Annotated in this window: 18 protein-coding genes and 1 other RNA gene; 7 read left to right on the top strand and 12 right to left on the bottom strand. The window is 57.8% G+C overall.

Annotation, left to right across the window (positions count from 1 at the left end; genetic code table 11):
* Positions 1 to 412, top strand: a 412-nt coding sequence (locus AAE514_RS11655) for a transposase (protein ID WP_347331715.1), incomplete at its 5' end; no start/stop codon positions are given.
* Positions 413 to 668: 256 nt separating this feature from the next.
* On the opposite strand, the gene AAE514_RS11650 is transcribed toward AAE514_RS11655, so the two are convergent.
* Positions 669 to 1,487: a hypothetical protein gene (locus AAE514_RS11650; protein WP_347331714.1), complete on the bottom strand. Its 819-nt coding sequence runs from the start codon at positions 1,485 to 1,487 to the stop codon at positions 669 to 671.
* A gap of 568 nt (positions 1,488 to 2,055) precedes the next feature.
* Positions 2,056 to 2,319, bottom strand: a complete 264-nt coding sequence (locus AAE514_RS11645) for a hypothetical protein (RefSeq protein WP_347331713.1) — start codon at positions 2,317 to 2,319, stop codon at positions 2,056 to 2,058.
* 278 nt (positions 2,320 to 2,597) lie between these two features.
* On the opposite strand from AAE514_RS11645, the gene AAE514_RS11640 reads away from it, so the two are divergent.
* Together AAE514_RS11640 and AAE514_RS11635 are read left to right on the top strand one after the other, a co-directional pair.
* The gene (locus tag AAE514_RS11640; protein ID WP_347331712.1) at positions 2,598 to 2,909 is read left to right on the top strand and encodes a hypothetical protein; all 312 of its coding nucleotides are present in this window, start codon (positions 2,598 to 2,600) and stop codon (positions 2,907 to 2,909) included.
* A 166-nt stretch (positions 2,910 to 3,075) separates the two neighbouring features.
* Positions 3,076 to 3,759 carry a hypothetical protein gene (locus AAE514_RS11635; protein WP_347331711.1) on the top strand — a complete coding sequence of 228 codons (684 nt, stop codon included), beginning with the start codon at positions 3,076 to 3,078 and terminating at the stop codon, positions 3,757 to 3,759.
* A 71-nt stretch (positions 3,760 to 3,830) separates the two neighbouring features.
* Here the strand turns inward: AAE514_RS11635 and ssrA are convergent.
* Positions 3,831 to 4,188: a transfer-messenger RNA gene (ssrA, locus tag AAE514_RS11630) on the bottom strand.
* 147 nt (positions 4,189 to 4,335) lie between these two features.
* Between ssrA and AAE514_RS11625 the strand changes: the two genes are divergently transcribed.
* A complete protein-coding gene (locus AAE514_RS11625) occupies positions 4,336 to 5,787 on the top strand; it encodes a GTPase domain-containing protein (RefSeq protein WP_347331710.1) in 1,452 nt (483 codons plus the stop codon).
* Between the two features lie 8 nt (positions 5,788 to 5,795).
* Here the strand turns inward: AAE514_RS11625 and AAE514_RS11620 are convergent, their stop codons facing one another.
* The 7 genes from AAE514_RS11620 to AAE514_RS11590 form a co-directional block, all read right to left on the bottom strand.
* Positions 5,796 to 6,932: an OmpA family protein gene (locus AAE514_RS11620; RefSeq protein WP_347331709.1), complete on the bottom strand. Its 1,137-nt coding sequence runs from the start codon at positions 6,930 to 6,932 to the stop codon at positions 5,796 to 5,798.
* A 426-nt stretch (positions 6,933 to 7,358) separates the two neighbouring features.
* Positions 7,359 to 8,054 carry an urea ABC transporter ATP-binding subunit UrtE gene (gene urtE, locus AAE514_RS11615; RefSeq protein WP_347331708.1) on the bottom strand — a complete coding sequence of 232 codons (696 nt, stop codon included), beginning with the start codon at positions 8,052 to 8,054 and terminating at the stop codon, positions 7,359 to 7,361.
* A gap of 37 nt (positions 8,055 to 8,091) precedes the next feature.
* On the bottom strand, positions 8,092 to 8,874 hold the full coding sequence (gene urtD, locus AAE514_RS11610) for an urea ABC transporter ATP-binding protein UrtD (RefSeq protein ID WP_347331719.1): 783 nt from the start codon (positions 8,872 to 8,874) through the stop codon (positions 8,092 to 8,094).
* Positions 8,875 to 8,912: 38 nt separating this feature from the next.
* Complete coding sequence (gene urtC / locus AAE514_RS11605; protein ID WP_347331707.1) at positions 8,913 to 10,061, bottom strand: urea ABC transporter permease subunit UrtC; 1,149 nt, start codon at positions 10,059 to 10,061, stop codon at positions 8,913 to 8,915.
* Positions 10,062 to 10,093: 32 nt separating this feature from the next.
* A complete protein-coding gene (gene urtB, locus AAE514_RS11600) occupies positions 10,094 to 11,716 on the bottom strand; it encodes an urea ABC transporter permease subunit UrtB (protein WP_347331706.1) in 1,623 nt (540 codons plus the stop codon).
* Between the two features lie 83 nt (positions 11,717 to 11,799).
* Positions 11,800 to 13,110: an urea ABC transporter substrate-binding protein gene (gene urtA / locus AAE514_RS11595; protein WP_430623898.1), complete on the bottom strand. Its 1,311-nt coding sequence runs from the start codon at positions 13,108 to 13,110 to the stop codon at positions 11,800 to 11,802.
* Positions 13,111 to 13,225: 115 nt separating this feature from the next.
* The gene (locus AAE514_RS11590; protein ID WP_347331705.1) at positions 13,226 to 13,900 is read right to left on the bottom strand and encodes a GntR family transcriptional regulator; all 675 of its coding nucleotides are present in this window, start codon (positions 13,898 to 13,900) and stop codon (positions 13,226 to 13,228) included.
* Between the two features lie 403 nt (positions 13,901 to 14,303).
* On the opposite strand from AAE514_RS11590, the gene AAE514_RS11585 reads away from it, so the two are divergent.
* On the top strand, positions 14,304 to 15,743 hold the full coding sequence (locus AAE514_RS11585; protein ID WP_347331704.1) for a response regulator: 1,440 nt from the start codon (positions 14,304 to 14,306) through the stop codon (positions 15,741 to 15,743).
* Positions 15,744 to 15,769: 26 nt separating this feature from the next.
* Here the strand turns inward: AAE514_RS11585 and uca are convergent, their stop codons facing one another.
* Together uca and atzF are read right to left on the bottom strand one after the other, a co-directional pair.
* On the bottom strand, positions 15,770 to 19,408 hold the full coding sequence (gene uca, locus AAE514_RS11580) for an urea carboxylase (RefSeq protein ID WP_347331703.1): 3,639 nt from the start codon (positions 19,406 to 19,408) through the stop codon (positions 15,770 to 15,772).
* 62 nt (positions 19,409 to 19,470) lie between these two features.
* Positions 19,471 to 21,243, bottom strand: a complete 1,773-nt coding sequence (gene atzF / locus AAE514_RS11575) for an allophanate hydrolase (protein ID WP_347331702.1) — start codon at positions 21,241 to 21,243, stop codon at positions 19,471 to 19,473.
* Positions 21,244 to 21,612: 369 nt separating this feature from the next.
* Here atzF and AAE514_RS11570 point away from each other — a divergent pair, with 369 nt between their 5' ends.
* The gene (locus AAE514_RS11570; RefSeq protein ID WP_347331701.1) at positions 21,613 to 22,977 is read left to right on the top strand and encodes a deoxyguanosinetriphosphate triphosphohydrolase; all 1,365 of its coding nucleotides are present in this window, start codon (positions 21,613 to 21,615) and stop codon (positions 22,975 to 22,977) included.
* Complete coding sequence (locus AAE514_RS11565) at positions 22,978 to 23,907, top strand: hypothetical protein (RefSeq protein ID WP_347331700.1); 930 nt, start codon at positions 22,978 to 22,980, stop codon at positions 23,905 to 23,907.
* Positions 23,908 to 24,001: the final 94 nt, after the last annotated feature.

Below are 24,001 nucleotides of genomic sequence, written 5' to 3'. Positions count from 1 at the left end.
TTGGGTGGCGCATTGCGAGCGTGTCGGCCGGGGCCAGGAGGCGCTGCAGTATCTGGCTCGCTATCTGTATCGTGGTGTAATCAGCAATCGCAACATCCTGGATGATGACGGTACGACTGTGACCTTCCGCTACCAAAACAGTCGGGACCGACAATGGCAGACCCGCACATTGCCCGGTGAAGACTTCCTCTGGCTGTTACTTCAGCACGTGCTGCCCAAAGGGTTTCGTCGCGCCCGCGATTACGGCTTCTTGCACGGCAATGCAAGGCCACTGCTCAATCTGTTGCAATGGCTTCTTCGGGTACCGAAACCGCCGCCGGTCGAAAGGCACTCGGTGAGCCTGCCCTGTCCACACTGTCAGGGACGAATGAGGGTGACCGGAATGCGACCGGCCAGAGAGCGTCCGGGGTAATAATGTAGCCTTCCGATAAACCGCCATACACCGGGAGGGAGAACGCACTCATTTATGTAAAAGCCGTCTGATTTTCTTATCGTCCGCCCGCGGCGAGGATCTCGCTCGCCCTGAATAAAGGCCGCTTGCAACGAGCGGCCCCAAACCACCAACCTAAAAACTACTTAATTACCTATAGAGAGAGCGACGACCCCCGGGCTCGTTCAACAATGAGATAGGTTGCGGCAAGCGCAACATATCCTTATTCGTTATACGATTACTCGACTTTTGCAAAAATCTCGCCTGCATCTGGAACAGACATTACCTTTATTTGAGAGACCCCAAATCCCAGGGGGAATATTTGGTTATAAGGGTCTTTTGTAATGAAGAATTCAAGAAGCTTAACCCCGGACAAAAGGTATGCATTTACTTTTTCGGAGAACAACTCGGATAGGACACTTGATGAGCTACTTGATTTGCTATGAATTATGTCATTTCTTAATCGCTCTAAATTTTTGAAGTCAGACCAGAATTTCTCTCTAGTTGGACTCTCAACATTCAAAATACATGGGAGTATTGATGAAACCTTTTCTGAGGTATTTATCCAACGTTCAATTTGAGGCTTGCCATAAAGCTCGATAATCCCTTTGCTATTACTTTTCTCATACACGTAATCATCAGGAATGCTAGCGTTGCAAAATGATTCTACGGCCTTGTATCCAAAAACGATAGATTTTTGAATTTCTTCTAGAAAATCATAAGCCGACTTTACGTCTGTATCGAATAAAGAGTGATCAGCATTCTTGGCGCGTTTCTTGATAGAATCCCGTAAAATATTGGCATTCTTCTTGGCTTTAGTAGATATGCTAAGTGACAACGCAATTTCGTTGGGAGCTGCGACGCCAACCTCAACTTGGTCTATTTTTGCGTTTATCAGCTTTTGGAAAAATGCCGTCTGATTACTCTCTTGATCATGCACACCTGTAGGTTTGTTTGCACGCATATCAGGCACTGGGATATTTTCTCCGTCTTCCCTTTCACCTTTAATAGTATGCACGCAAACCATCTGTTCATTTAGTTTGAGATTAAAGCTCAAAACTTAGCTCCTTGTGCAATCGTATAACGCTGCGAGCAGCGGCGCGTTTTTTGCGTCCGCTGCCTTGCCTGGTTAAGTGGCGACACACCGGGATAACTATTGGCACGTTGTGAGCCTGCGAACCAGACTGAATTTATGGCACCCGAAAGAACTCTGGTTTTGAGGATGCCCCCAACCTGGGTTGTGGCCGCCCCAAAAAAACGGGAAAGCCGAGCAGCGACCACCTTTACTCAACAATGGCACCAGGAACGATTCTGCCGGATATGTGGCCCGGCACTGAGCCTGATGCTAGAGCCCCAACTACTGGCACTGACTTCTAGTTTGGCAACGCCCTGCAAAGAACAGAAAGGCAGAGCCATTTAACAGTATTATTAGACGGAAACTTTCCGTGTTTAAACACGGAAAGTTTCCGTCTTTCACATTTAGCGCCTTTTATATCATGCCCTGTAAGGCCCGTCACTCCTGCCTTAGAACGTATCGATATAAAAACGGTGGTGTGGAATACGGAAAGTTTCCGTGTGTGGGATATTATACAGAGCGCTCGGAATAAAGTGGGTGAGGTTGGAAATTAGCGGGCGGTGTTGCGTTCCCTTGCCTCCTTCGTCATGGGGCTGATTTGCCCCGCTTCCGGCAATTCTTCACCGAATACCAACCAATACTTGTATTCCGGAAAGCAAGAGGCGATTGCTGTTAGTTCACTGGCTCTCAGCGCTACCTTTCGGCGCTGAACGTCGGCAAACCTTGCATAGCTCACTCCCGCCTCTTCTAGGACGGACTTCTTGCTTCTGTCTGTGAATTTAAACAATAGGTCAAGCCTATCTATCTCATCCATACGATATAAAAATACACTTTGGAATTATTCCAATAATTTGGAATAATTCCATCTGTCGATAGAAAACCGCCTTCCAAAGCCCAGCGGTCGTTAACGTGAAACATAGTGAGACAAAGCGCATGGACTTTCAAGAACTGGAGCAAGAAGCCTTGCGCCACGCTCGCCGTTTGAGGAATCCCTCGATGTCGATTGACTTGACTTATCGATAGGCGCAGGAGCTCAAGCCGTGAGTTAATGAAGGGACCAGCTAACCACCACCGACTGTCGAGGAGTCGATAATGGCTGACGCGAAGTTTACTCAAAATACGTTTAGCTGTCACAGCCTTCAGGCGCTGACAGCTCTCCCCACCCTTAAGCCGGTCCTGTTCTTTGACCCGGCCGCCAATACGCTCGATTTGGTGGATACCGCCACTCACCGGCTGGGCGCGGCCCAGAAGCTGCTGGAACTCACGGCCTCCTGCCACATGCAGGACGCCGATAACCAGGCGCTTGGGGTGGTATCCGAAGCGGCCTACCTGCTGCTCTCTGACGGATACGACCTTTTCCAGGCCCTGGCGGACAGGGCGCTGGAGCCAGAAAGGGAGTATTAGCCCTGTTGTGCTGGCCATCTCCCGGGGTAGGGGCGATCAGTCGCCCCGGCCCCGGTGTCTCAAAAGGCTGTGATTGACGGCTGGAGCTTAGCTTCATCCTCCAGCTTGGTATCCCCACCAACGATGGGAGCTCAAATCACCTCTCAGGTCTGGCGGATTAGTTCACGTGGGATCGATCGCTTTCCAGCAGGGGGTTGCGGGCGATCTGCCTCAAGCTTCAGACTTCCAGATTCCCCAGTTACGTAATGCTTCCCGCGAGCCAGCTAAAATGATTTACCGGATACTGCACGACGAGTCGTACCTGATGCATGTAATCCCCCCGGTCGAGTCCATGACCAAGCTGGGGGAGGAGCACGGCACCTTCGCCTTCAATGCTGAGCCCAAGTCGTATCGGGATGTCTGGAAGCCGCTGGAGATCGAGTTCCGTCCCTGCGAGGGTTCCAAGGCCACCGAGGTGCCGGACGTATCGGAAAATTTTGGGCGGCTGTTTCTGTCTGAGCGGGCGTTCGAGGTGCTGGGTGAGCTATTGGGTCAGTGTGGTGAGTGCCTGCCAGTAACGTTTGGAGGCCGAAAGGGGTATATCTTCAATCCCACCCTAACGGCTGAACAGGCAGGCGCGGTCGATAACCAGCTGCTCTCCTACGATGAACATGGAAATTTGAGCCATTTCGGCTTCAAAGAGCCGAACCTTCTTGGGGTTCACGTCTTCAAAACGGAGTTGGATCTGTACAAGGGCGTATTTTGCCTGGAATCGATAAAAGCCGCGTTCACTGACGCAAATCTCACTGGTATTGTTTTTAGCGAGGACGCGAGCGGCCCTACCGGACAAGCTCACGGGGAAACCCATTAGCAATTTTTTCGATACATAAGGCGGGTAGGAAATAAAAAACCCCCAGATCTTGCGATCTGAGGGTCATTTATTGGTGGAGGCGGGGGGAGTTGAACCCCCGTCCGCCGGTACTCCGCTCTCGGCTCTACATGCTTAGTTTCCGTTTATTGATTTAGCCTCTTACAGCCCAACGGGCAGGACGTAAGACGCGATCCTGTTTAGGTTTTAACGGATCCGCCACAGGCGAGCTTCACCGCGATCCAGTTCTATTTGACAGTCAATAACGCGGTACTGGCACCTTGCTATTGACCGCTAGCAGGTTTTTAGGCTGCTAGAGCGTAGTTGTCGTCGTTGGCAACTATTAAGTTGCAGCTTTGGATTAACGTGATTGGCTGCCATCACGACATGCACCTTGAGTTTCGTTACCGGCGTCGAATCCAAATCGCCCCCGAAACTGGGGGAATCTGTGATCTACCGGGCCCGAGCAATAATGCCGGGCACCTTCTGGGACTTCGGTCTACACCGGAAGTTCCGTCTGACTGCGTATTGTAGGACGGTCTTGCACTCAAGACAACCGGTTTGTTCTATAGTAGGGCCATGAAAGATCTGATCCACCAATTCGGCCGATTGCGCCTACTGGCGTTGGCGCTGACGTTCTTGCCCCTGGCCGCGATTCCGCTGGCCGGGGTGGTTTGGTTGTGGCAAACCGGCTACCTGTTTCACTGGCTGCTTCTGCTCGCCCTCTGCGCCGGCCTTGCACTGCTTCTTCAGGCTTGGCTGGCCTTCAAGGACAGGCGCCGCATGCTTGAGACGCGAACCCGGCCGGATGGCAACTGGTCCGCCACCGCCGAGGCCGCCTGGACGAAGGTGGAAGCGCTGGCGCAGAGTGTGGAGCCCCAGGCGTATTCGTGGCAGGAAAGCACACCGCTTTGGTCGCTGGGGCAGGAGACCCTGGAGCAGGTGGCCCACCACTTCTTCCCCGACAAGGAGCGGCCGCTGCTGGAGCTGACGCTGCCCCACGCGCTGTTGATTGTGGAGCGGGCCAGCCGTGAGCTGCGCAAGGAGATCGTCCACACTCTGCCGTTCAGCCACCGCTTCAGCGTCGGCACCTTGGTGCGGGCCCGCTCCTGGCAGCAAACCGCCACCCGCTACCATAACGCCTACCGCCTCGGGCGGGCGCTGTTGAGCCCGGCGGGGGCCCTCTATAAAGAGTTCAATCGGGCGGTGGGGGGCCATATTCTGGACTACGGTAGCGAACGGCTGCAGCGCTGGTTGCTGCAGGAGTATGTCCGGAAGGTGGGGTTTTACGCCATTGAGCTCTACAGCGGCAACCTGTTGTTGAGCGGCGAGCTGACCAGCGGTAGCGGCCATCCCATTCAGGTCGTGGTTTTTGGTCCCGCCCAGAGCGGAAAAACGACCGTTGTTGACACCTTTGCCGGAGAGGAATCGGAGCCGGTGCCGGAGAGGGGGAATAAGTGGGTCAGTGTCCACCGGCTCAACTCGTCCGACTGGGGGGAGTTGGAACTGTGGGATACTGCCGCCTGGAAGGGTTTACCCCGGCGTCAGGCCCGCCGCGCGGTGGCCTCAGCCGATTTGATTATCTGGGTGAGTCACGCCGTTACGGCGGATGTGAAATATGAAGCGGAACAGGTTTCCCGCCTAAAACGCTGGTTGGCGAGCCGCGTAGGCCAGCCCGAGCCGCCACTTTTGGTGGTTTTGACGCACAGCGAACAAGTGGATGCCGTGGAGCGGAAGGAGCGTACTGCCGAGGCATTTGCCGTTGCGAAGGAGAGTGTTGTGGCCCTGTCAGCCAAGCCAACAATGTCGGAGGCGTCAGCGACCAGTCCTCAAGCGGTTCTGAGGCGCGAGCCGCTGCACGCCGCCTTTGTTTACCACTACTCCCAGGTGGTGCGCTGCCAGTACTGGCGTTACTTGCACCGCCAGCGCCGGGCGGAAAACCGCGAGCTTGCCGGTCGTCAGTTGCGCAACGTGGCCGGCAGTGCCTGGAAGACGGCGCGCGGAGTATTCCGGCGCCATCCAAAGCGGTAGTTTCGCCCTTAGTCCCGGGTCTTGGTGCGGGTCACGTCAGTGCTGATTTCCGCCACCACGCGCCGGTTCAGTTCACGGCCTTCGGCGGTGTCGTTAGTGGCGGTGGGGCGCTCTTCACCATAGCCCACGGCCTTAACGCGGTCGGCAGAAAGGCCAAAGCGCTCAATCAGTACTTCGCGAACCGACTCGGCGCGGCGCTGGGACAAATCCTGGTTGTAGGCGGCGGCGCCGGTATTGTCCGTATGGCCTTCCACGGTCACCTGGGTTTTGTCGAACTGGTTCATGAAGTCCGCCACCTTCTTAACTTCCGACATGTAGGCTTCGCGAACTTCGGCACTGTTGGTGGCAAACTCGACCCGCATCTCGATGGAGACGTTCTCGCTCAGTTCAATGGGGCAGCCGGTGTTGTCCACCTTATATTGACGGGCGGTGCCGGGGCACTGGTCCTTGGAGTCCACTACGCCGTCATTGTCACTGTCCCGCTCACAGCCCTGGCTGTCCACGCGAGTGCCGCGAGGCGTGTTCGGACAATTGTCCCGCTCGTTAATCACGCCATCGTTGTCGCTATCCAGTGGCTGCTGGGGTTCCGGCTCGGGCTGTGGTTTGCTGCCACTATAACCGAACAGGAAGCTCAGCCCGGTGCTGAAGGCCACATCGGTGTACTCGTTATCCATGCTATTCATTACGCGCATATCCGTGCGCCAGCTCAGGCGCTTGGCCAACTGGTATTTAATGCCAATGCCAGCGTTAATCAGGGTGTCTTCCTCTTCACCCCCCATTAGTTGCTGGCTGTCCAGGATCTGATGGCCCGCGCCCAGGGCGAGATAGGGGCGCGCTTTTTCTCCAAGATCGGCCAAATGGTAGAGCGCGTCCAGTCTGTATTGCTGGCCTTCGGCCTCAAAGCCGGCGCCTTCGTCGAAGGCGGTTTCGAAATAGGTGCCCATGACCTCCACGCCCCAGCGGTTGGTCAGGTTCATGCCCAAACCGAGGTTGTAATGTTCGGAGTCATTGAGGGTGTTTCCGAATAGCGTACGCCCAGCGCCGCCATGCAGTTCAAACATGGGGCCTTCTTCTTGGGCGCTAGCGAAAGTCGGTGATAAAGCGAGGGTTAGTGCAGCAAGGGAGGTTCCGAGTTTTAAAGCCATTGTGACTCTCCTAAAGTTTCCGTGGCGAATGTGAATGTATTGTAGACAACGTAGATCCAGGTTTCGCGACCTTTTTGTCGTTTCTGGTAGCCTTAGTGATGGTTGGCGGCTAAAAGTTCAAGGGGCGGACTCGATGAGGCGCTCGGTTTATGGCAGAGAAGTCCACGACTTGAGCCATTGTGTCGCTTGTGAATTTTTGAAAGTGCCAGCGAGCAAACCTGACTGGGAGGATTCTTACGCTAGTCACACCCAGTCGGATTACTGTGAGTAAAAAAAATTTTAAGAGCGGCCGGTGGGTGGAGCTTGGAAGAGCTCGCGCCGGGAAAGGAACGTCACGCTTTTTGGGTGGGTGGTGCCTTCGGTTTGCCCACCCTACGTATTGAAAGGCTACATTGGTAGCGTTGGGGGTCGAGGTGTCGAATACGACTAAACGCTCAAGTATTTTTGCACCAAATCATCGCTAAGCTCGGCTATGGCGCCGGATGCCTGAGTGTGGCCTTTTTCCATAATAAAGAAGTCATCCGCCACTTTGCGGGCAAAGGGCAGTTTCTGCTCTACCAGAAGGACGGTTAAGCCCAGCTCCTTGTTCAGCTTGCGAATCACGTTTCCAATATCCCGAACAATATTCGGCTGAATCCCCTCGGTCGGCTCATCCAATAGCAGCACTTTCGGGTCCAACACCAAAGCCCGGCCGATAGCCAGTTGCTGTTGCTGGCCGCCCGATAAGTCTCCGCCGCGACGGTGGCGCATATCCAGCAATACTGGAAACAGCTCATAAATATGATCTGGCACCCGCGTAATCTTATCGTCGCGGGCGCCGAGGGAAATCTTCAGGTTCTCCTCCACGGTCAGCTGCGGGAAAATCTCCCGGCCCTGGGGCACGTACCCGATACCGGCACGAGCGCGGGCTTCGGTAGATATTTTGCTGATATCTCTGCCATTGAGTTTGATCTGGCCTTCCTTAATCGGGAGCATGCCGGTGATGCATTTGAGTAGCGTGGTCTTGCCCACGCCGTTGCGCCCGAGCAGGCAGCCACAAGTGCCTTCGCGCACTTCCAGGGAAAGGTCCCAAAGGATGTGGCTTTGACCGTAGAATTGGTTAACGTTTTCAATGGTTAGCACGTTTGTCTCCGACTACATTTGATCGTTGGTGGTCGAACTATTCGCCTAAGTACACTTCAATGACCTTGGGGTTGTTTTGCACCTGGTCCATGGTCCCTTCGGCCAAAACCGAACCCTGGTGCAATACCGTCACTTGGCGGGCGATGGAGCGAACGAACGCCATATCGTGCTCCACCACAATGACCGAATGATCTCCCGCCAGTGAGGTGAGCAGCTCCGCCGTACGCTCGGTTTCCTCGCCGGTCATGCCGGCCACCGGTTCATCCACCAGCAGCACCCGGGGGCTTTGCATCAGCAGCATGCCGATTTCCAGCCACTGTTTTTGGCCGTGGGAGAGTAGTCCGGCGGGGCGTTGCAGTTCGGCCTTTAAGCCGATTTGTTCCACCACCGAGCCGATTCGGTCCTTCTGCTCGCCACTGAGGGACTGGCTCAACGTAAACCAAACCCGCTTATCGGCATCGGTCGCCAACTCCAGGTTCTCGTAAACCGTTAGCGCCTCAAAGATCGTGGGTTTTTGAAACTTCCGACCAATGCCGCCGCGAGCAATCTGGTGTTCGGATAGCCCCAGCAGGTCGATTTGTTGACCGAAGTACACACTGCCCTCGTCCGGGCGGGTTTTGCCGGTGATTACGTCCATCATGGTGGTCTTGCCGGCACCGTTGGGTCCGATAATGCAGCGAAGTTCGCCATCGTCGACATAGAGGTTCAGGTTGTTCAGCGCCTTGAAACCGTCGAAGCTGACTGTCACACCCTCGACGTACAGAATCGGTCCGTGGCTGGTATCGAGCGGCTTGCCAAAGTTCGGGTCCCTTACTGGCAGGGCCCGGTGGCTGAACGGGTAGGCATTCTTAATCAGGTTCACGGGGCCTCCTTGGGTGCGGTCTGGTCACTGGCTGACTCGAGGGTGTCGCTTTCGTTTGTTTTCTTGCGTTTGAGCTTGTCAAACAAGCCCACCAGGCCTTGAGGCAGAACCAGGGTGACAATGACAAACAGCGCCCCGAGCACGAACAGCCAGCTTTCGGGGGACCAGGTGGTGAAGAGGGTTTTGGCGTAGTTCACCGAGAAGGCGCCCACAATCGCGCCGAACAGTGTTCCCCGCCCGCCGGCCGCAACCCAGACTACAAACTCAATGGAGTTCAATGGGGAGAATTCACCGGGGTTGATAATGCCTACCTGGGGCACGTAGAGCGCGCCGGCGATGCCCGCCAGCATGGAGGAGAACACAAACAGCCACAGCTTGTAGGACTCCACCTTATAGCCGCAAAAACGGGTGCGATTCTCCGCATCGCGAATGGAGACGATTACTCGCCCCATGCGGGAGGTGACGATATAACGGCAAGCCAGGTACCCCAGGATCAGCATCAACGCCGAGGCGACGAACAGTGAAATTCGGGTGCTTTTGGCGGTGATGGAAAAGCCGAGAATGTCTTTGAAGTCGGTCAGGCCGTTGTTGCCGCCGAAGCCCATTTCATTGCGGAAGAAGGCGAGCATTAGGGCGTAAGTCAGCGCCTGGGTAATAATCGCAAAATACACCCCGGTAACGCGGGAGCGAAACGCCAGCCAGCCGAACACCAGCGCCAGCAGGCCGGGCACCAGCAAAACCATCAGGGCCGTGAACCAGAACATATCAAAACCGTGCCAGTACCAAGGCAGACTCTCCCAGTCCAGGAAGACCATGAAGTCCGGCAGGACGGGGTGGCCGTACTCGCCCCGGTCGCCGATCTGGCGCATCAGGTACATGCCCATGGCGTAGCCCCCCAAAGCGAAGAACGCGCCGTGGCCCAGGGACAAGATGCCGGCGTAACCCCAGATCAAATCCACCGAAAGCGCCAATAGGGCAAAGCAGAGGAATTTCCCCAGGAGGGTCACCGTGTAGGTGGACACGTGAAAGGCCGAATCGCTGGGGACTAGCAGATTACACACCGGGACCACGACGGCCATCAGGGCGATGAGCCCCAGCACGGCCATGCCGCCCCGGTCGCTCAGTAATAAACGTTGTGTCAACATAAGTAGCTCTCGATCGCTTTCCAGGGGCCGGCCTATTCAGCGGCCCGTCCTTTTTGTGGGAACAACCCTTTGGGCCGTTTTTGAATAAACAGAATCAGCATCACCAACACCAGCACTTTGGCCAGAACGGCGCCGGCCCAGGGTTCCATGAACTTGTTGATGACGCCCAGGCCCATGGCACCTACCAGGGTGCCCCACAAATTGCCGACGCCGCCAAAAACGACCACCATAAACGAGTCAATGATGTAGGCCTGCCCGAGATTGGGGCCCACATTGGTCAGCTGCGATAACGCCACTCCGGCGATGCCGGCAATGCCCGAGCCGAGGCCGAAGGTCATGGCATCCACCCAGCTGGCGCGCACGCCCACCGCGCGGGCCATGGAACGGTTCTGAGACACCGCCCGAACTTTCAGCCCGAGAGAGGTGCGTTTGAGAATGGCCATTAATAGAAAAAAGACGATCAGACCGAAGGCCAAAATGTAGAGCCGGTTCAGGGTAAAGGAGAGGGCCGGGTTTAGCTGCACCGAGCCGCTCATCCAAACGGGCAGTTCCACACTGCGGTTCAGTGGCGAGAAAATGGTGCGGGCCGCTTGCTGAAGAATCAGGCTCAAGCCGAAGGTGGCCAGCAGCGTCTCAAGCGGTCGACCGTAAAGAAAACGAATGACCCCTCGCTCGATGGCGATACCCACCAGCGCGGAAATCAGAAAGGCGGCTGGGATCGCTATGGCCAAGCTCCACGCAATTTGGTCGGGGAAGAGCTGCTGAACCACCCAAGTGGTGTAGGCGCCGATCATCATCAGCTCGCCGTGAGCCATATTGATGACACCCATCACCCCGAAAGTAATGGCCAAACCGATGGCGGCGAGTAACAGGACAGAGCCTAGGCTTAGCCCAAAAAAAACATTCTCAACGAATTCGTAGAATTTCAGTTTCGTCTGTATGGACTCCAGGGCCTCCGCGGCGGCTTCCTGTACCGCCGGCACCGGGTCGTATTCTCGCAGGCGGCGCAGTTCATTGCGGGCTTCGCCCACCAGGGAACCGCGTAAAGAACTGATCGCGGACAAGCGCACCCGCTCGTTGCCGCTGTTTAAGTCGTACAGGGAGAGCGCGCTCTCAATGGTTTCATTGACCAGGCGAGAGTCTTCCACCTCGGCGCGGGCTTTTAGTAAACCGATGTTGTTCTCATCGATTCCTTCTTTGATCATCCGCTGAACCGCCTCATAGCGAACTTGAGCGTTTTCGGAATCGAGGTTCAGGCGAGCGAGGAGGTTGCGAATCTGGCTGCGCATCCGCGTGGTGACCGGTATTCGTTTGGTGTCGATGTCGCTCTCCAGGCTCTCGCCCGTGAGGGCGTTCTCCAGGCTGCCGTCGGCCCGTTCGATCAGGATGCGGCGTTCATCGGCCTCGTCGCTGTACAAGTCGCCCTCAAGCAAGGCGGACAAAATGATCGAAACCCGGTGATGGGATACCTGAGAGAGGGCATCAATGGCTTCGTCCCGTTTCATCAGGCTGGCTTGGGCGATGGCCCGGGTTTGTTGAGCTAGAGTCTCCTCCTCCTGAGCCGTTGCCGCCGAGCAAACGCACAACAATAGCGGAGCTAAGACACTCAGAAGCAGCCGCCCAAAAAGGGTCCTTGGTTGACCGGTGGTATTCATAACGTGGTGCTCTTATTGCCAGAATCGGTACACCGCCCGAGCAGGGGCCGGGCGGTGGTTCTTCCTGTGGCCTGTTGTGCTTATTACTCGGCGTCGGTCGCGCCCAGGCACTCTTTGGCTTTGGTGTCGTAGTTGCCGCAGTTGATCGGATCGGTCCAGTCCGCGATCAGGTTCTTGCTACCTTCTAGGTAATCGGACCAAGCGTCGCCGGATACCAGGTCCTCGGTTTGCCACACGGTCAGGAACTGGCCGTTGTCCTGAATTTCCCCAATGTGGACCGGCTTCTCGATGTGATGGTTGGGAAGCATTTCGCTGGTGCCGCCGGTTAGGTTGGGGACTTTTACGCCCACCATGGCATCAATCACGGCGTCGGTGTCGGTCGTGCCGGCCTTTTCCACGGCTTTTACCCACATATTGAAGCCGATGTAGTGCGCCTCCATCGGGTCATTGGTCACGCGTTTCTCGCTGCCAATAAAGTCATGCCACTTTTTGATAAAAGCTTCGTTTTGCTCGGTATCGACGCTCATAAAGTAGTTCCAGGCGGCCAGGTGGCCGACCAGGGGCTTGGTGTCGATGCCGGAGAGCTCTTCTTCACCCACGGAGAAGGCCACCACCGGAATGTCTTCGGCCGAAATGCCCTGGTTACCCAGCTCGCGGTAGAAGGGCACATTGGCGTCGCCGTTGATGGTGGACACCACGGCGGTGGCTTTGCCCTGGCTACCGAAGCGCTTGATGTCGGACACAATATTCTGCCAGTCGGAATGTCCGAACGGGGTGTAGTTGATCATGATGTCTTCATCAGCGACGCCATTGGCCTTTAAATAGGCTTCCAGAATCTTGTTGGTGGTCCGAGGGTAAACATAATCAGTTCCGGCCAGGACCCAGCGCTTGATGCCCACGTCGTTCATCAGGTAGTTCACGGCCGGAATGGCTTGCTGGTTCGGAGCCGCACCGGTGTAGAACACATTGCGCGAGGACTCCTCTCCTTCATACTGAACCGGGTAGAACAATATGCCGTTCAGCTCTTCGATGACGGGTAATACGGACTTTCGGGAAACCGAGGTCCAGCAGCCGAAAATCGCATCGACGTTCTCCTGCGTGATCAGCTCGCGGGTTTTCTCCGCAAACAAAGGCCAGTCCGAGGCAGGGTCGACCACGACCGGCTCGAGCTTTTTGCCCAGCAGGCCGCCTTTTTTGTTCTGCTCTTCGATGAGCATCAGCATGGTGTCTTTCAGCGTGGTTTCCGATATGGCCATGGTGCCCGACAGCGAGTGCAGGACACCGACCTTAATGGTGTCTTCTTCCTCCTGGGCCTGGGCGGACATGCCGGCGAGCGCCAGGGTGCAGGCGGCACCGAATGTCCCGATTTTCTTCATTAAGTGGATTAGCTTCATGGGTCAATCTCCGTTGAGATGGTCTTTAGTCTGTGTACCGTGGGTTAACGTGCATCGTTCTTCATTAACCTCCTGTCGGTGGAGTACTTCTTCCTGAAATCGGGGGCAGCCGTTGTTAAACCGAAGGCGGCGGACCGTGGGGTTGCCGGGCTTCGTGCAACATGTGCAAGGTGATTTTTCGAACTTCGGCCTGGCTTTCCTCAATATGGTTCTTTAACAATCGTTGGGCCTCATCGACTCGTCGTTTGATAATGGTCTTCAGAATCTTGGCGTGCTCCTGGTAAGTCGCCTCGATTCGGGGACGCTGAGTAAAGTCGATGCGCCGAATGATTCGAAGGCGCTCGGTAATGTTATGGTGAACTCGGACCATCTCTTCATTACCGCAAGCGGCCACCAGGTGTAGATGAAAGCGTTCGTCGGCTTCGCGCACGGTCGGCCCGTCTTCCAGGCGTTCACTGGCCGCAACCAGCCAGAAGTCCGTTAAGGCATCCAGGTCGGGTTTGCCTTCCATTTCGCACAGCTTGCGAACGGCGGCTTGTTCGAGAATGATGCGAAGCTCGTAGAGTTGGTCGAACTTGTGAAAGTCGAAGGGTTTAACCTGCCAGCCGGAGCGAAACAGCACGTCGACAAAACCTTCACGCTGCAACAATGTCAGCGCTTCGCGCACAGGGGTGCGGCTGGCGGCCATTCGCTCGGCCACCTCTTTCTCTGTAAAGCGGTCGCCGGGAAGCAGTGCAAAGTCGAAAATATCCTGCTTTAATGCGCTGTAAACGCGCTCGGTTAAACTCATTCGTTCCGCTTTTTTAGTCACGAGCATTCCGCCTTGAATATCATCATGTATGCAAGACGGTATTCAGCAGGAACTGTGCCAAAGCGCGCCGCGTGCCGCTAAAGCAACCTAAGTGTTTGAAATGGCGGGAACTTTCGGGTTTTTTACGTCGAAAAAGGCAGAAGGGTGAGCCTGGCTTGCTGAGGGAGGGTGCACTTTTATGAAGCGAGCAATACGTTATTTGCCTCATGTTTGTTCGCGCCGGACCGCCAGGAGGGGTGGTTGTTCCGCTTTAATGTTGAATAATGCGACAGACGTTGAAAACAGTGAAACAGTCGCCCTTTACCCTGTGACCTGTGACCGCGTTAGTAGGCGCCATCTTTGATATGGTCCGCCCAGATAAGAACCAAGGATCCAAAAGGCTATGACCATAAAACGCGCGCTCATTGTTGACGATTCCAAAACCGCCCAGCACCGGCTTAAACGGATGCTCAAGAAGTACGAGCTCGACATCGTCGCGGTTGACTCCGCGGAGTCGGCCTTGAGCTATTTGTCCAGTAGCGTGCCGGATGTGGTGTTCATGGATCACCTAATGCCGGGGATGGACGGTTTCCGGGCCTTGCAGATCATAAAATCCCATCCCGCCACGGCGACTATTCCGGTCATTATGTACACCTCCAAAAGTGGCGATGTGTACACCAGCCAGGCGCGCGCGCTCGGCGCCCTGGATGTGGTCAGTAAGGACACCATCAACGCCTCGGACCTTCGGGACGTTCTAAAGGCGATTCATATCTATCCGCGTGAGAGCGCCGACGCTCCCTCGCCCCAGGCCGCACCGCCGGAGCAGACCTCGGAATCTCAGGGCGAGCCCCAGACCGAGCCGTTGGCGAAGTTATCGGAAAAGCCGGCCGAAGAGCGCCGCCAGTACGACCGCCGTCAGGGCACGCTCTCGACTGAGCTGCGCTTGCGTGACCTGGAACACAGTATTGATGACAGTCGCCGCATTATTACCTCGCGGCTGGTGCGGGAAGTCCAGGGGGTGCGCCACGAAGTACGCAAGGTGCTGACCGATCTCACGGATATGAAAAACCGCACGGAAGCCGAGCGTGAACCCCGCTACGACGAGCCGCCACCGCCGCCCGAACCCACGCGCCGCCTCTGGCCCACGGCGTTGGTTTTAGTGCTTGCCGGTGTGGTGTGCGTGGGTATTTGGCAAGTGAATCAGCGCATTGATGAGTTAGCCCAGCAGCAATCCGACAGCCTTCGGCAGTTGGCGGAACAAATGCCCACCGGCAACGAAGCGGTTGCGCGGGCGACGACTGTGCCGGCGATGGATAGAAATGGGGCCGATGGGCGAGAAGAGAAGGCCAACCAGTATTTGCCCGATCTGTCCTGGGCCCTTAATCAGAGCAGCGCTCAACCCTTTCATAAGGAAATTGTGTCTCCCGAACTGGAAGGCCGGCTGCGCGAGCTGCTGGCCCGGCTGGACAGCCGGCACTTTCAGGGCGATGTACGCCTAAGCGTGATGGGCGGGGATTTCTGTGTCGTCACCAACATGAGTGGTGAAGCGCAGCTACCGGCCGCTGATACCGCCCTGGGGGGCTGTATTTTGATGAGCGAGTTCCATGGGGCGGAGCCCACTGAACTAATGGCCGAGCGGCTGGAGCCCATTATGCGCGAGGCGGCGATGCTCAGCCAGGGCCGGATTCAGGTGGCGATTCAACCCATGGTTGACCCGGTCCAAAGTTACCCGCCGATGACGCCCACCACCAACGCCGGGCGATGGAATGAGGCGGCTCGGGCCAACAACCGGGTGCTGGTCAGCGTGGAACCCGAGCGAGCGAAGACGGCCCGCTCGGAATAGCCGGGCGCTCTTCCGCCCGGCTACCGTTACTCTTCCAGCACCAGGAGAATGTCGCCGGCATTGACCGGCTTGCCGGCGGCGCAGTGTACGGCGCTGACCTTGCCCTTGCGGTCGGCGTAGACGGAGAACTCCATCTTCATCGCCTCCACAATCAGCAGTGGCTGCTCCGGCTCCACCTCCTGGCCCGGCTCCACCAAAAGCTTCCAGATGTTGCCGCTGATATCGGCGGTAACCGCATGGCCGTCCACATCGCTCGGGTCCACTGTGGGCCCGGCCTGTAACGCCGCTTCCACCTGTTTTTCTTCATCGGCTTGCCACAGCGCGACCTCTTCGGTGAATGCCGCCTGCTGCTTTTCTTTGAACGCGGCAATGCTACGGGCGTTCTCTTCCAGGAAGCGCTCGTGTTCGGCGATGTCGAAATACGACTCTTCAATGTCGATTTGCAGGCGCCCTTCACGAAACGCTTCACGCATTTCGGTCAGCTTTGCTTCGCTCACCGGGTAGTAGCGCACCTGATCAAAAAAACGCAGCAGCCAGGGCTCCTTGTTGATAAACACCGGGTTCTTTAGGTACTTGTTCCAGATCGGTAGCGTGCGTCCCACCAACTGGTAACCGCCCGGGGAGTCCATGCCGTAGATGCACATGTACACCCCACCGATCCCCACGGTGCCTTCCGCCGTATAGGTGCGGGCCGGGTTGTATTTTGAGGTGAGCAACCGGTGACGCGGGTCCACGGGCACGGCGCAGGGCGCGCTCAAGTAAACGTCGCCCAAGCCAAGTACCAGGTAGCTCGCGTTGAACAACACTTCACGCACCTGGTCGATGGAGTCCAGGCCGTTGATACGACGCATGAACTCGGTGTTGCTCGGCAGCCAGGGGGCGGTATCGCGCACTGATTGCCGATACTTGGCCACCGCCTCCAGCGTGGCGGAATCTTCGAAGGCCATGGGCAGGTTAATAATGCGGCTGGGCACCCGCATCTGGTCCACGGGCGGCAATCGTTCTTCGATGGCCAGGAGCTGTTTGACTAACTCGCGTTGGTGCAGCACCCGACTGTCGTAGTTGACCTGCAAAGAACGAACGCCGGGGGACAGCTCGATAATGCCCTCGATGGGTTTGGCTTTGAGCGCTTCCATCATGGCGTGTACCCGCAGGCGGAACCGAAGGTCCATCACCAGCGGGCCATACTCCATCAGAATGTACTTGTCACCCGCTTGGCGGTAGACCACTTCCGGTCGGCCCTCGGCTTCGGGTAGTGCCGCTAAAATGCAGGGCGAGCGCTCGTGCGCCGGCTTTGGAATCGGAAACTCGCCGATGGGGTCGGGCGTTTTCAGCTCGGCAATGGCTTTATCCTGAGCGTTTTCCAGCGCGAGCGCTTCATCAAAGCTCAGCTGTTTGAAACGCAGCTTATCCCCGGGTTTCACCTGACCGACTTTCCACAGCTCGGCTTTGATAATGGTGACTGGGCAGACAAAGCCACCCAGGCTGGGGCCGTCTTTGGTGAGAATCACCGGCATGTCGCCGGTGAAGTTGATGGAGCCCACCGCATATTCGGTGTCGTGAATATTGGACGGGTGCAGGCCGGCCTCGCCGCCGTCGCTGCGTGTCCAACTGGGCTTGGGGCCATTGAGGCGAATGCCCAGTCGGTTGGAGTTGTAATGCACCTCCCAGGCGGTGTTAAAAAACATCTCGATGGACTCTTCCTTGAAGAAGTCCGGCGCGCCGTGGGGGCCATAGAGCACACCAATTTCCCACTCCCGTGGGCCATCGTTGGTTTCTGCGGCGTAGTCCGGAACTAATGTTCCGGGGCAGGGCGCCGGTGTGTGAGTGGGGGCGGGGGTTTCGCACGCAGCCAGTTCGGGGTCGTTTACCCGTAGCATGTCCGCCGCGCGCAAGACACGCCCGGCATGGCCACCGAACTGACCCAGCGCGAAAGTGGAGCGGCTGCCCAAATACTCCGGCACGTCGAAACCGTTACGTACGGCCAGGTAGGTGCGGCAACCGTTAACGGCTTTGCCGACTTCCAGCACCTGGCCGGCTCTCACGCCCACCGGTTGCCAAAACTCAATGGCCTCGCCATCCAGGGTGGCGGGAGAGCGGCCGCCGGTCAGGGCGATGACCGCATCGGTGTGGAACTTGAGCTTGGGGCCGACGATGGTGAACTCCAGGCCGGCGGCCCGTTCATGGTTGCCCACAATACGGTTGGCCAGGCGAAAGGCATAATCATCCATGGGACCGGAGGGCGGTACGCCAATGCCCCAGTAACCCACACGGCCGGGATAGTCCTGAATGCTGGTGTAGGTGCCCGGCTGCATAACTTCCATTACCGGGGGGCGGTAATCAAAGCTGGCCAGTCTGTTGGTGGTCACCTCTCCTTTGGTAAAAAAGTCGGCCGAAACGATTTGGCGAAGGTAGTCTAGATTGGTGGCGATGCCGGCCATGCGAGTGCTGTTCAGCGCGGCAATCATATTGGCGATGGCGTCGGTCCGGTCTCTACCTTTGACGATGATCTTCGCGATCATTGGGTCGTAATGCGGAGAAACATCGGTGCCGGTGGCAACCCAGGTATCGATCCGGGCGTTCTCCGGAAACTGCACATCGGTCAAGGTGCCGGGGGAGGGTTGAAAGTCACGCACGGCATCTTCCGCGTAAACGCGCACTTCGATGGCGGCCCCTTCGGGTTCAATGGTCTGCTCCAGATCCGGGGCTTCGCCCGCGGCGGTTAGAATCATCCACTCCACCAAGTCCACCCCGGTGCAGGCTTCGGTAATAGGGTGCTCCACCTGCAGCCGGGTGTTCACCTCCAGAAAGTAGAAGTCATTGCGAACGGGGTCGTAAATGTATTCCACGGTTCCCGCGGAGCGGTAGTTGACCGCCTCGCCCAGGCTGACCGAGGCGGCCAGCAGTTTGTCCCGAGTGGCGGCGGGCAGATGGGGCGCGGGGGTTTCTTCCACAACCTTCTGGTTGCGCCGTTGTAGGGAGCAGTCGCGCTCGCCCAGGGCGAGCACTTTGCCTTTGCCATCGCCGAAAATCTGTACCTCTACGTGGCGGGCGTTGTCGACAAAGCGCTCGAGAAACACACCGCTGTCACTGAAGAAGTTTTGCCCGAGGCGCTTGACGCTTTCAAAGGCCTCCACCAGGGCGGGTTCGTTGTCGCAGCGGGTCAGGCCAATGCCGCCACCGCCGGCGGTACTTTTGAGCATCACCGGGTAGCCGATCTTGGCCGCGGCGGCTTTGGCTTCCTCCAGCGATTCCAACAAACCCGTGCCGGGCGTTAAGGGTACGCCGGCTTTTTGCGCGATTTCGCGTGAGGTGTGTTTTAGGCCGAACTCACGAATCTGTTGCGGCGTGGGGCCGCAGAAAGCAATACCGGCGGCTTCGCATTGCTCACAGAACTCCGCGTTTTCCGACAGAAAACCGTAGCCGGGAATAATGGCCTGGGCGCCGGTCTCTTTCGCGGCGGCGAGAATCTTATCCACTTTCAGGTAACTGTCCGCCGCGCTTTCACCCCCGAGGGCGATGGCGATATCCGCCGCATCCACATGGGCGCTGTTGCGGTCGGCGTCGGAGTAAACCGCAACCGAGGTAATGCCCATGGTCTTGAGCGTTTTGGCGATGCGAACCGCAATCTCCCCGCGGTTGGCAATAAGGACGGTCTGAAACATCTTCTTTCTCTCCGTGTCATTCATCGGAAAATGGTTGTTTGTGGCCCGTTAGCGTTGTGCGCCTAGCGCTGGGCCATGTAGGCGCGCCAGCCCCCCAGCTCGGTAATGTCCTCGGCGCCCTCGGTGGCGATGGTTTCGCAAATAAAACCCTTCACCTCGCGCCCGTCTTTGAGCGTCAGGGTGCCGATGCCCAGGGGCGCGGGGACCAGTGCAACGAAGGAGCCGAATTGATCCAGCGGCACATCCCAAAGCTCGACAATCAGCTCGCCGCCGCTCTCGGCTTTAACCAGACCGGGCTTGGGCGGGGTGGTTTCGGGCAGGGCATACAAGCGGTAATGAGAGGCGGTCGCCGTAGTCTCAACAAAGCGGGCGCCGCGTTCGGTGAGTTGGTAGTTCAAGGGCATGCCACTCAAATGCGCGCCCACCACGGCCAGGCGCAGGTGGCCGGCCGGGGGTTCATAATGGGCTGCGGGGTCGGGTAGCGGAAGGTCGGTGGCGCCGCGTTTTCCGGCGACGGCGCTCTGCCAGCGCCGGCCAAAGTCGACCAGGGCGGCGTCCTGCCAGGCCGGGCCGATTAAGGTGATGCCAAAGGGCAGGCCATCACCGCGAAGCCCGGCGGGTAGAGCCAGAGCGCTGCAATCGGCCAGGTTAACGAAATTGGTCCAGGTGCCAAGCTGGCTGTTAATGCGTACGGGGTCGGCTTCCACTTGCTCAATGGTGGGCAGGCGCGGCGCTGTAGGCACCAGCAGGGCGTCGACGGCGGCCATGGCCCGTTGAATGCGCCGGGCCAGCTCGGCGCGCTGGTATTCCGCCCGGTAGGCGTCGGTGGCGCTGAACGTGGAGGCCTGCTCGATAATACCGAGCACCACCGGATTCATTTCCTCGGCGTGCTCGGCGATGAACTCCGCAATGGCGGCGTGGCGTTCGGCCACCCAGGGTCCGCCGTAGAGCAGCTGCGCCAGGGTTTGCATGGGGGTGAAGTCCATGGGCACCAACTCGGCACCCTGGGCTTCCACTTGTTTGAGGGTTTTCTCCCAAGCCAGCTGGGCGCTGTGATCGCCGAACCAGTCGTGCCTGTCTGGAACGCCAAAGCGCAGAGCCTTGGGCCAATAGCGGGCGGGGCGGGGCTGGGCGCGGGAGTAACCGTCTTCCGGGTCGAACCCTTCCAACAGTGTGGCCACTGTTTCGGCATCGTCCACGCTCAGGGCAAAAATTGAAACGCAGTCCAGGCTTTTGCAGGCCGGCACCACGCCCTTGATACTGAAACGGCCTTTGGTGGGTTTGAGCCCGACAATATTGTTAAAGCCGGCGGGCACCCGGCCCGAACCGGCGGTGTCCGTCCCCAGGGCAAAGGGCACCAGGCCCCGGGCGACCGCCACCGCCGAGCCAGAGCTGGAGCCGCCCGAGACATACGCCGGGTCAAAACTGTTGGGCACCGCGCCGTAAGGGGAGCGGGTGCCGACCAAGCCGGTGGCGAACTGGTCCAGGTTGGTTTTGGCGAGCAGGATGGCGCCTGCGGCCCTAAGCTTTGCCACGGTGGTGGCATCTTCATCGGGGGTATAGCGAAAGGCGGGGCAGGCCGCGGTGGTCGGCACGCCGGCTTTGTCGATATTGTCCTTAATCACAAACGGCACCCCGTACAGGGGTTGCTCCTCAGGGGAGGTGAGCGTCTGAAGCTGAGCGTCCACTTCGGCCTCGGTGAGGATGTAAATCCACGCCGGGTCCTCGGGGGAGAATTGCTCGCGCAGCGCGTGCAGCGTAGCGCTCGGGTCTAGGGCGTCGTCGCGGTAGGCTTTTTGCCAGTCGCTCAGGGTCCAGCCGGTTTGTGGCGTCATTGCGGCTCCTCAAAATACCATCTTGTATGCAAGATGGTATTCAGCAGGAACTGTGCCAGCGCCCATTGCTTACCAGCGAGGGTTAGGAAAGTTCTGTAAAAACAGAGGGTTAGCCAGGCTTCTGGGGAAAGTGGAGGATGCGGGCGGGCCCAGCATCATGGCTTGGGTGCGCGTCGCTTGGGCAGCGAGGCGCTCGGGCGGGCAATGTTGGTGCAAGGCTCGGCGAACCCACTGTGGTTCCTTGTGGTCAATGGCAGGCCGGCCGAGGGGCGGCGAAAGTGACCGACTCGGGTAGTTTTTCAGCAGCGTGCTAGGTTACATTGCGAGTACTTTACTAAATTAGCCCAGACAGTAGGCGGGGATTAGCCAATGGCGATGAATTGGGAACAACTGTTGTGCGCACAACGGCTGGGGCGTCGCCCGGCCAAAAGCGAGGAGGGGCGCTCCCCTTTCTACTCCGACCACGACAAGATTGTCTTCTCCGGGGCGTTTCGTCGGCTCGCTCGCAAGACCCAGGTGCATCCGCTGGCCGCCAACGACCATGTGCATAATCGCCTAACGCACAGCCTTGAAGTGGCCTGTGTCGGTCGCACCTTGGGAATGCGGGTGGGCAATGCGTTGCAGGCGAGGGGCGAGCTACCCAAACCGCTGGTGCCGACCGATATCGGGGACATTGTCCAGTCGAGCTGCCTCGCCCACGACATTGGTAACCCCCCGTTCGGCCACACCGGGGAAGAGGCCATTCGCAACTGGTTTCAAAAAGAAGGCCAAGTCTACCTCAGGGATTTGAGTGAAGACGAGCGCGACGATGTCCGCCTGTTCGAGGGCAACGCCCAGAGCCTTCGGGTGCTGACCACCCTAGAATACTACCAATACGAAGAAGGCATGAGGCTGACCTACGCCACCCTGGCCTCCTCCATCAAATACCCCTGGACGGCCACGCCCAGCGTGCAGAACCGGCGGCCCAAGAATAACAAGTACGGTGTATTTCAGACCGAGCTTGATTACTTTCATGAGATCGCCCATGAAACCGGACTGTTACCCGTGGGTGAGAATTGGTACTGCCGCCATCCGCTGGTTTACCTGATGGAGGCCGCCGACGATTTTTGCTACGGCATTCTGGACCTGGAAGACGGCTTGGAAATGGGCATCCTCGCCTGGCCGGAAATTTATGAAATTCTCCGCAAAGTGATTCAACCGGCTCAGATTCCCGACCTCGAGCGTAACCTGGCTCGGGTGGATGATGGCCGAAAACCGGCGATTTTGCGAGGCAAGGTTATTGAAGCGTTGATTGATGCGGGCACCGAGGCATTTATGAAACACCGCTCGGACTTCCTCGCCGGCCGTATTGAGGGCGACTTGATTTCTCTGTGCGAGGACAACGTCCGCGAGGCGGTGCAGGGCGCGAAAGATTTGGCAAAACAGCGTATTTTCAACCACGCCAAGCGGGTCGAGCTGGAGATCGGGGCCTACAACACCATCGGCACTTTGCTCGGCACATTGTGTGGCGCGGTGGATGCCTTGCTGGGTGATCCCGGTCGGGCGACCTACAAGGACAACCGAGTCCTTGCACTGATCGGCGACAACAACTTCCACCCTTCGGTCTTCGCTAAAACCGGTCGTTACAAATATCAGGCCCTGATGGCGGTGATCGACTACATCAGCGGCATGACCGACAACTACGCCACCAACTTGGCAAAGCAGTTCAACGGCATGGGTGAGGTGCGGTACTGAATGGGTCCCGCCTCTGCGGCTTCGCGCTGGCGCCCCCGCGATGCTCTGCTGTTGCTGGTACTGGCAGCTTCCCCTTTGTTTTTCATCGGCGGGCCGGACTGGCTTTCCCCGCCGGTGGTGCGCGAGCTTTGGAATCAAGGGCATTGGCTGTTTTTTAGCTGCCTGTTTTTCTGGTGGCAGGCCCGCTGGCCCTTGCCCCACCCCCGGCAGTGGCTGTTGGTGACCTTGGTGGTACTGGTGATGAGTGCCGTGATCGAAGGCGCTCAGACGTTGGTGGGGCGCCAGGCCGGTTGGAATGACGTGCTGTGCAATGTCACCGGTACTTGGCTCGGCCTCTTCTGGGGGCAGCATGCCAGTCGGCGAGTTTGGATGGGTCGGATTCTGGCCGCCGGGTTGGTGCTCTGGCAAGTGAAGGTGGTGCTGGTGGTGGGGTTGGCACAGTGGCAGCAGCAACATCAGTTTCCGGTGTTGGGTAACTTCGAAAGCCGCCTGGCACTGCCCTTTTGGGAGGGGGCGGTCGAGCGCGTGCCCGCCCCGGTGGCCGAAGGCCAATACAGCTTGGCGGTAAAGCTTGGAGGCGACCCCAATACCCGCTATTCCGGTGTTCACCTCAAGCAGCTGGTTGGCAACTGGCGAGGCTACCAGGCGCTCAAGCTTTCGCTGTATAACCCCGATGAATCCCCCTTGGCACTCACGCTCCGCATTAACGATACCCGGCACGACCGAGGGGAGGGCGCTTTTAAGGATCGCTATAACGGCCGACTATTGCTGCAACCGGGGTGGAATGAATTTCGGATTGCCCTGCGCGATGTTGAGCGGGCGCCGGAGCAGCGAGCCATGAATATGGCCAGTGTTGAGCGTTTGATGCTCTTTGCTTCGGGCCTTGAACACAGCCGCTGGATATACCTCGATAACCTGCGTCTGGAGTAGCGGCCCTTGCCCGATCGAGGCGCCTTTGGGGCTAGCTTTTATCGCACTATTCAACGAGTCCCGCCTTTGCATAATAGTCCCCACGTTGAAACTG

Source organism: Marinimicrobium locisalis, from assembly GCF_039822625.1.
GTDB lineage: Bacteria > Pseudomonadota > Gammaproteobacteria > Pseudomonadales > Cellvibrionaceae > Marinimicrobium > Marinimicrobium locisalis.
The sequence above is the reverse complement of the archived record's forward strand: the minus strand, read 5'-3'. Positions and strand labels throughout refer to the sequence as shown.

What these genes read in the sequence shown, in the direction of transcription:
- AAE514_RS11625 (WP_347331710.1), top strand. Translation starts at nt 4,336, where the DNA reads ATGAAAGATCTGATCCACCAATTCGGCCGATTGCGCCTACTGGCGTTG.
- urtA (WP_430623898.1), bottom strand. Translation starts at nt 13,110, where the DNA reads ATGAAGCTAATCCACTTAATGAAGAAAATCGGGACATTCGGTGCCGCC.
- AAE514_RS11570 (WP_347331701.1), top strand. Translation starts at nt 21,613, where the DNA reads ATGGCGATGAATTGGGAACAACTGTTGTGCGCACAACGGCTGGGGCGT.
- urtC (WP_347331707.1), bottom strand. Translation starts at nt 10,061, where the DNA reads ATGTTGACACAACGTTTATTACTGAGCGACCGGGGCGGCATGGCCGTG.
- atzF (WP_347331702.1), bottom strand. Translation starts at nt 21,243, where the DNA reads ATGACGCCACAAACCGGCTGGACCCTGAGCGACTGGCAAAAAGCCTAC.
- AAE514_RS11640 (WP_347331712.1), top strand. Translation starts at nt 2,598, where the DNA reads ATGGCTGACGCGAAGTTTACTCAAAATACGTTTAGCTGTCACAGCCTT.
- AAE514_RS11620 (WP_347331709.1), bottom strand. Translation starts at nt 6,932, where the DNA reads ATGGCTTTAAAACTCGGAACCTCCCTTGCTGCACTAACCCTCGCTTTA.
- AAE514_RS11590 (WP_347331705.1), bottom strand. Translation starts at nt 13,900, where the DNA reads ATGAGTTTAACCGAGCGCGTTTACAGCGCATTAAAGCAGGATATTTTC.
- AAE514_RS11565 (WP_347331700.1), top strand. Translation starts at nt 22,978, where the DNA reads ATGGGTCCCGCCTCTGCGGCTTCGCGCTGGCGCCCCCGCGATGCTCTG.
- urtB (WP_347331706.1), bottom strand. Translation starts at nt 11,716, where the DNA reads ATGAATACCACCGGTCAACCAAGGACCCTTTTTGGGCGGCTGCTTCTG.
- uca (WP_347331703.1), bottom strand. Translation starts at nt 19,408, where the DNA reads ATGTTTCAGACCGTCCTTATTGCCAACCGCGGGGAGATTGCGGTTCGC.
- AAE514_RS11585 (WP_347331704.1), top strand. Translation starts at nt 14,304, where the DNA reads ATGACCATAAAACGCGCGCTCATTGTTGACGATTCCAAAACCGCCCAG.
- AAE514_RS11645 (WP_347331713.1), bottom strand. Translation starts at nt 2,319, where the DNA reads ATGGATGAGATAGATAGGCTTGACCTATTGTTTAAATTCACAGACAGA.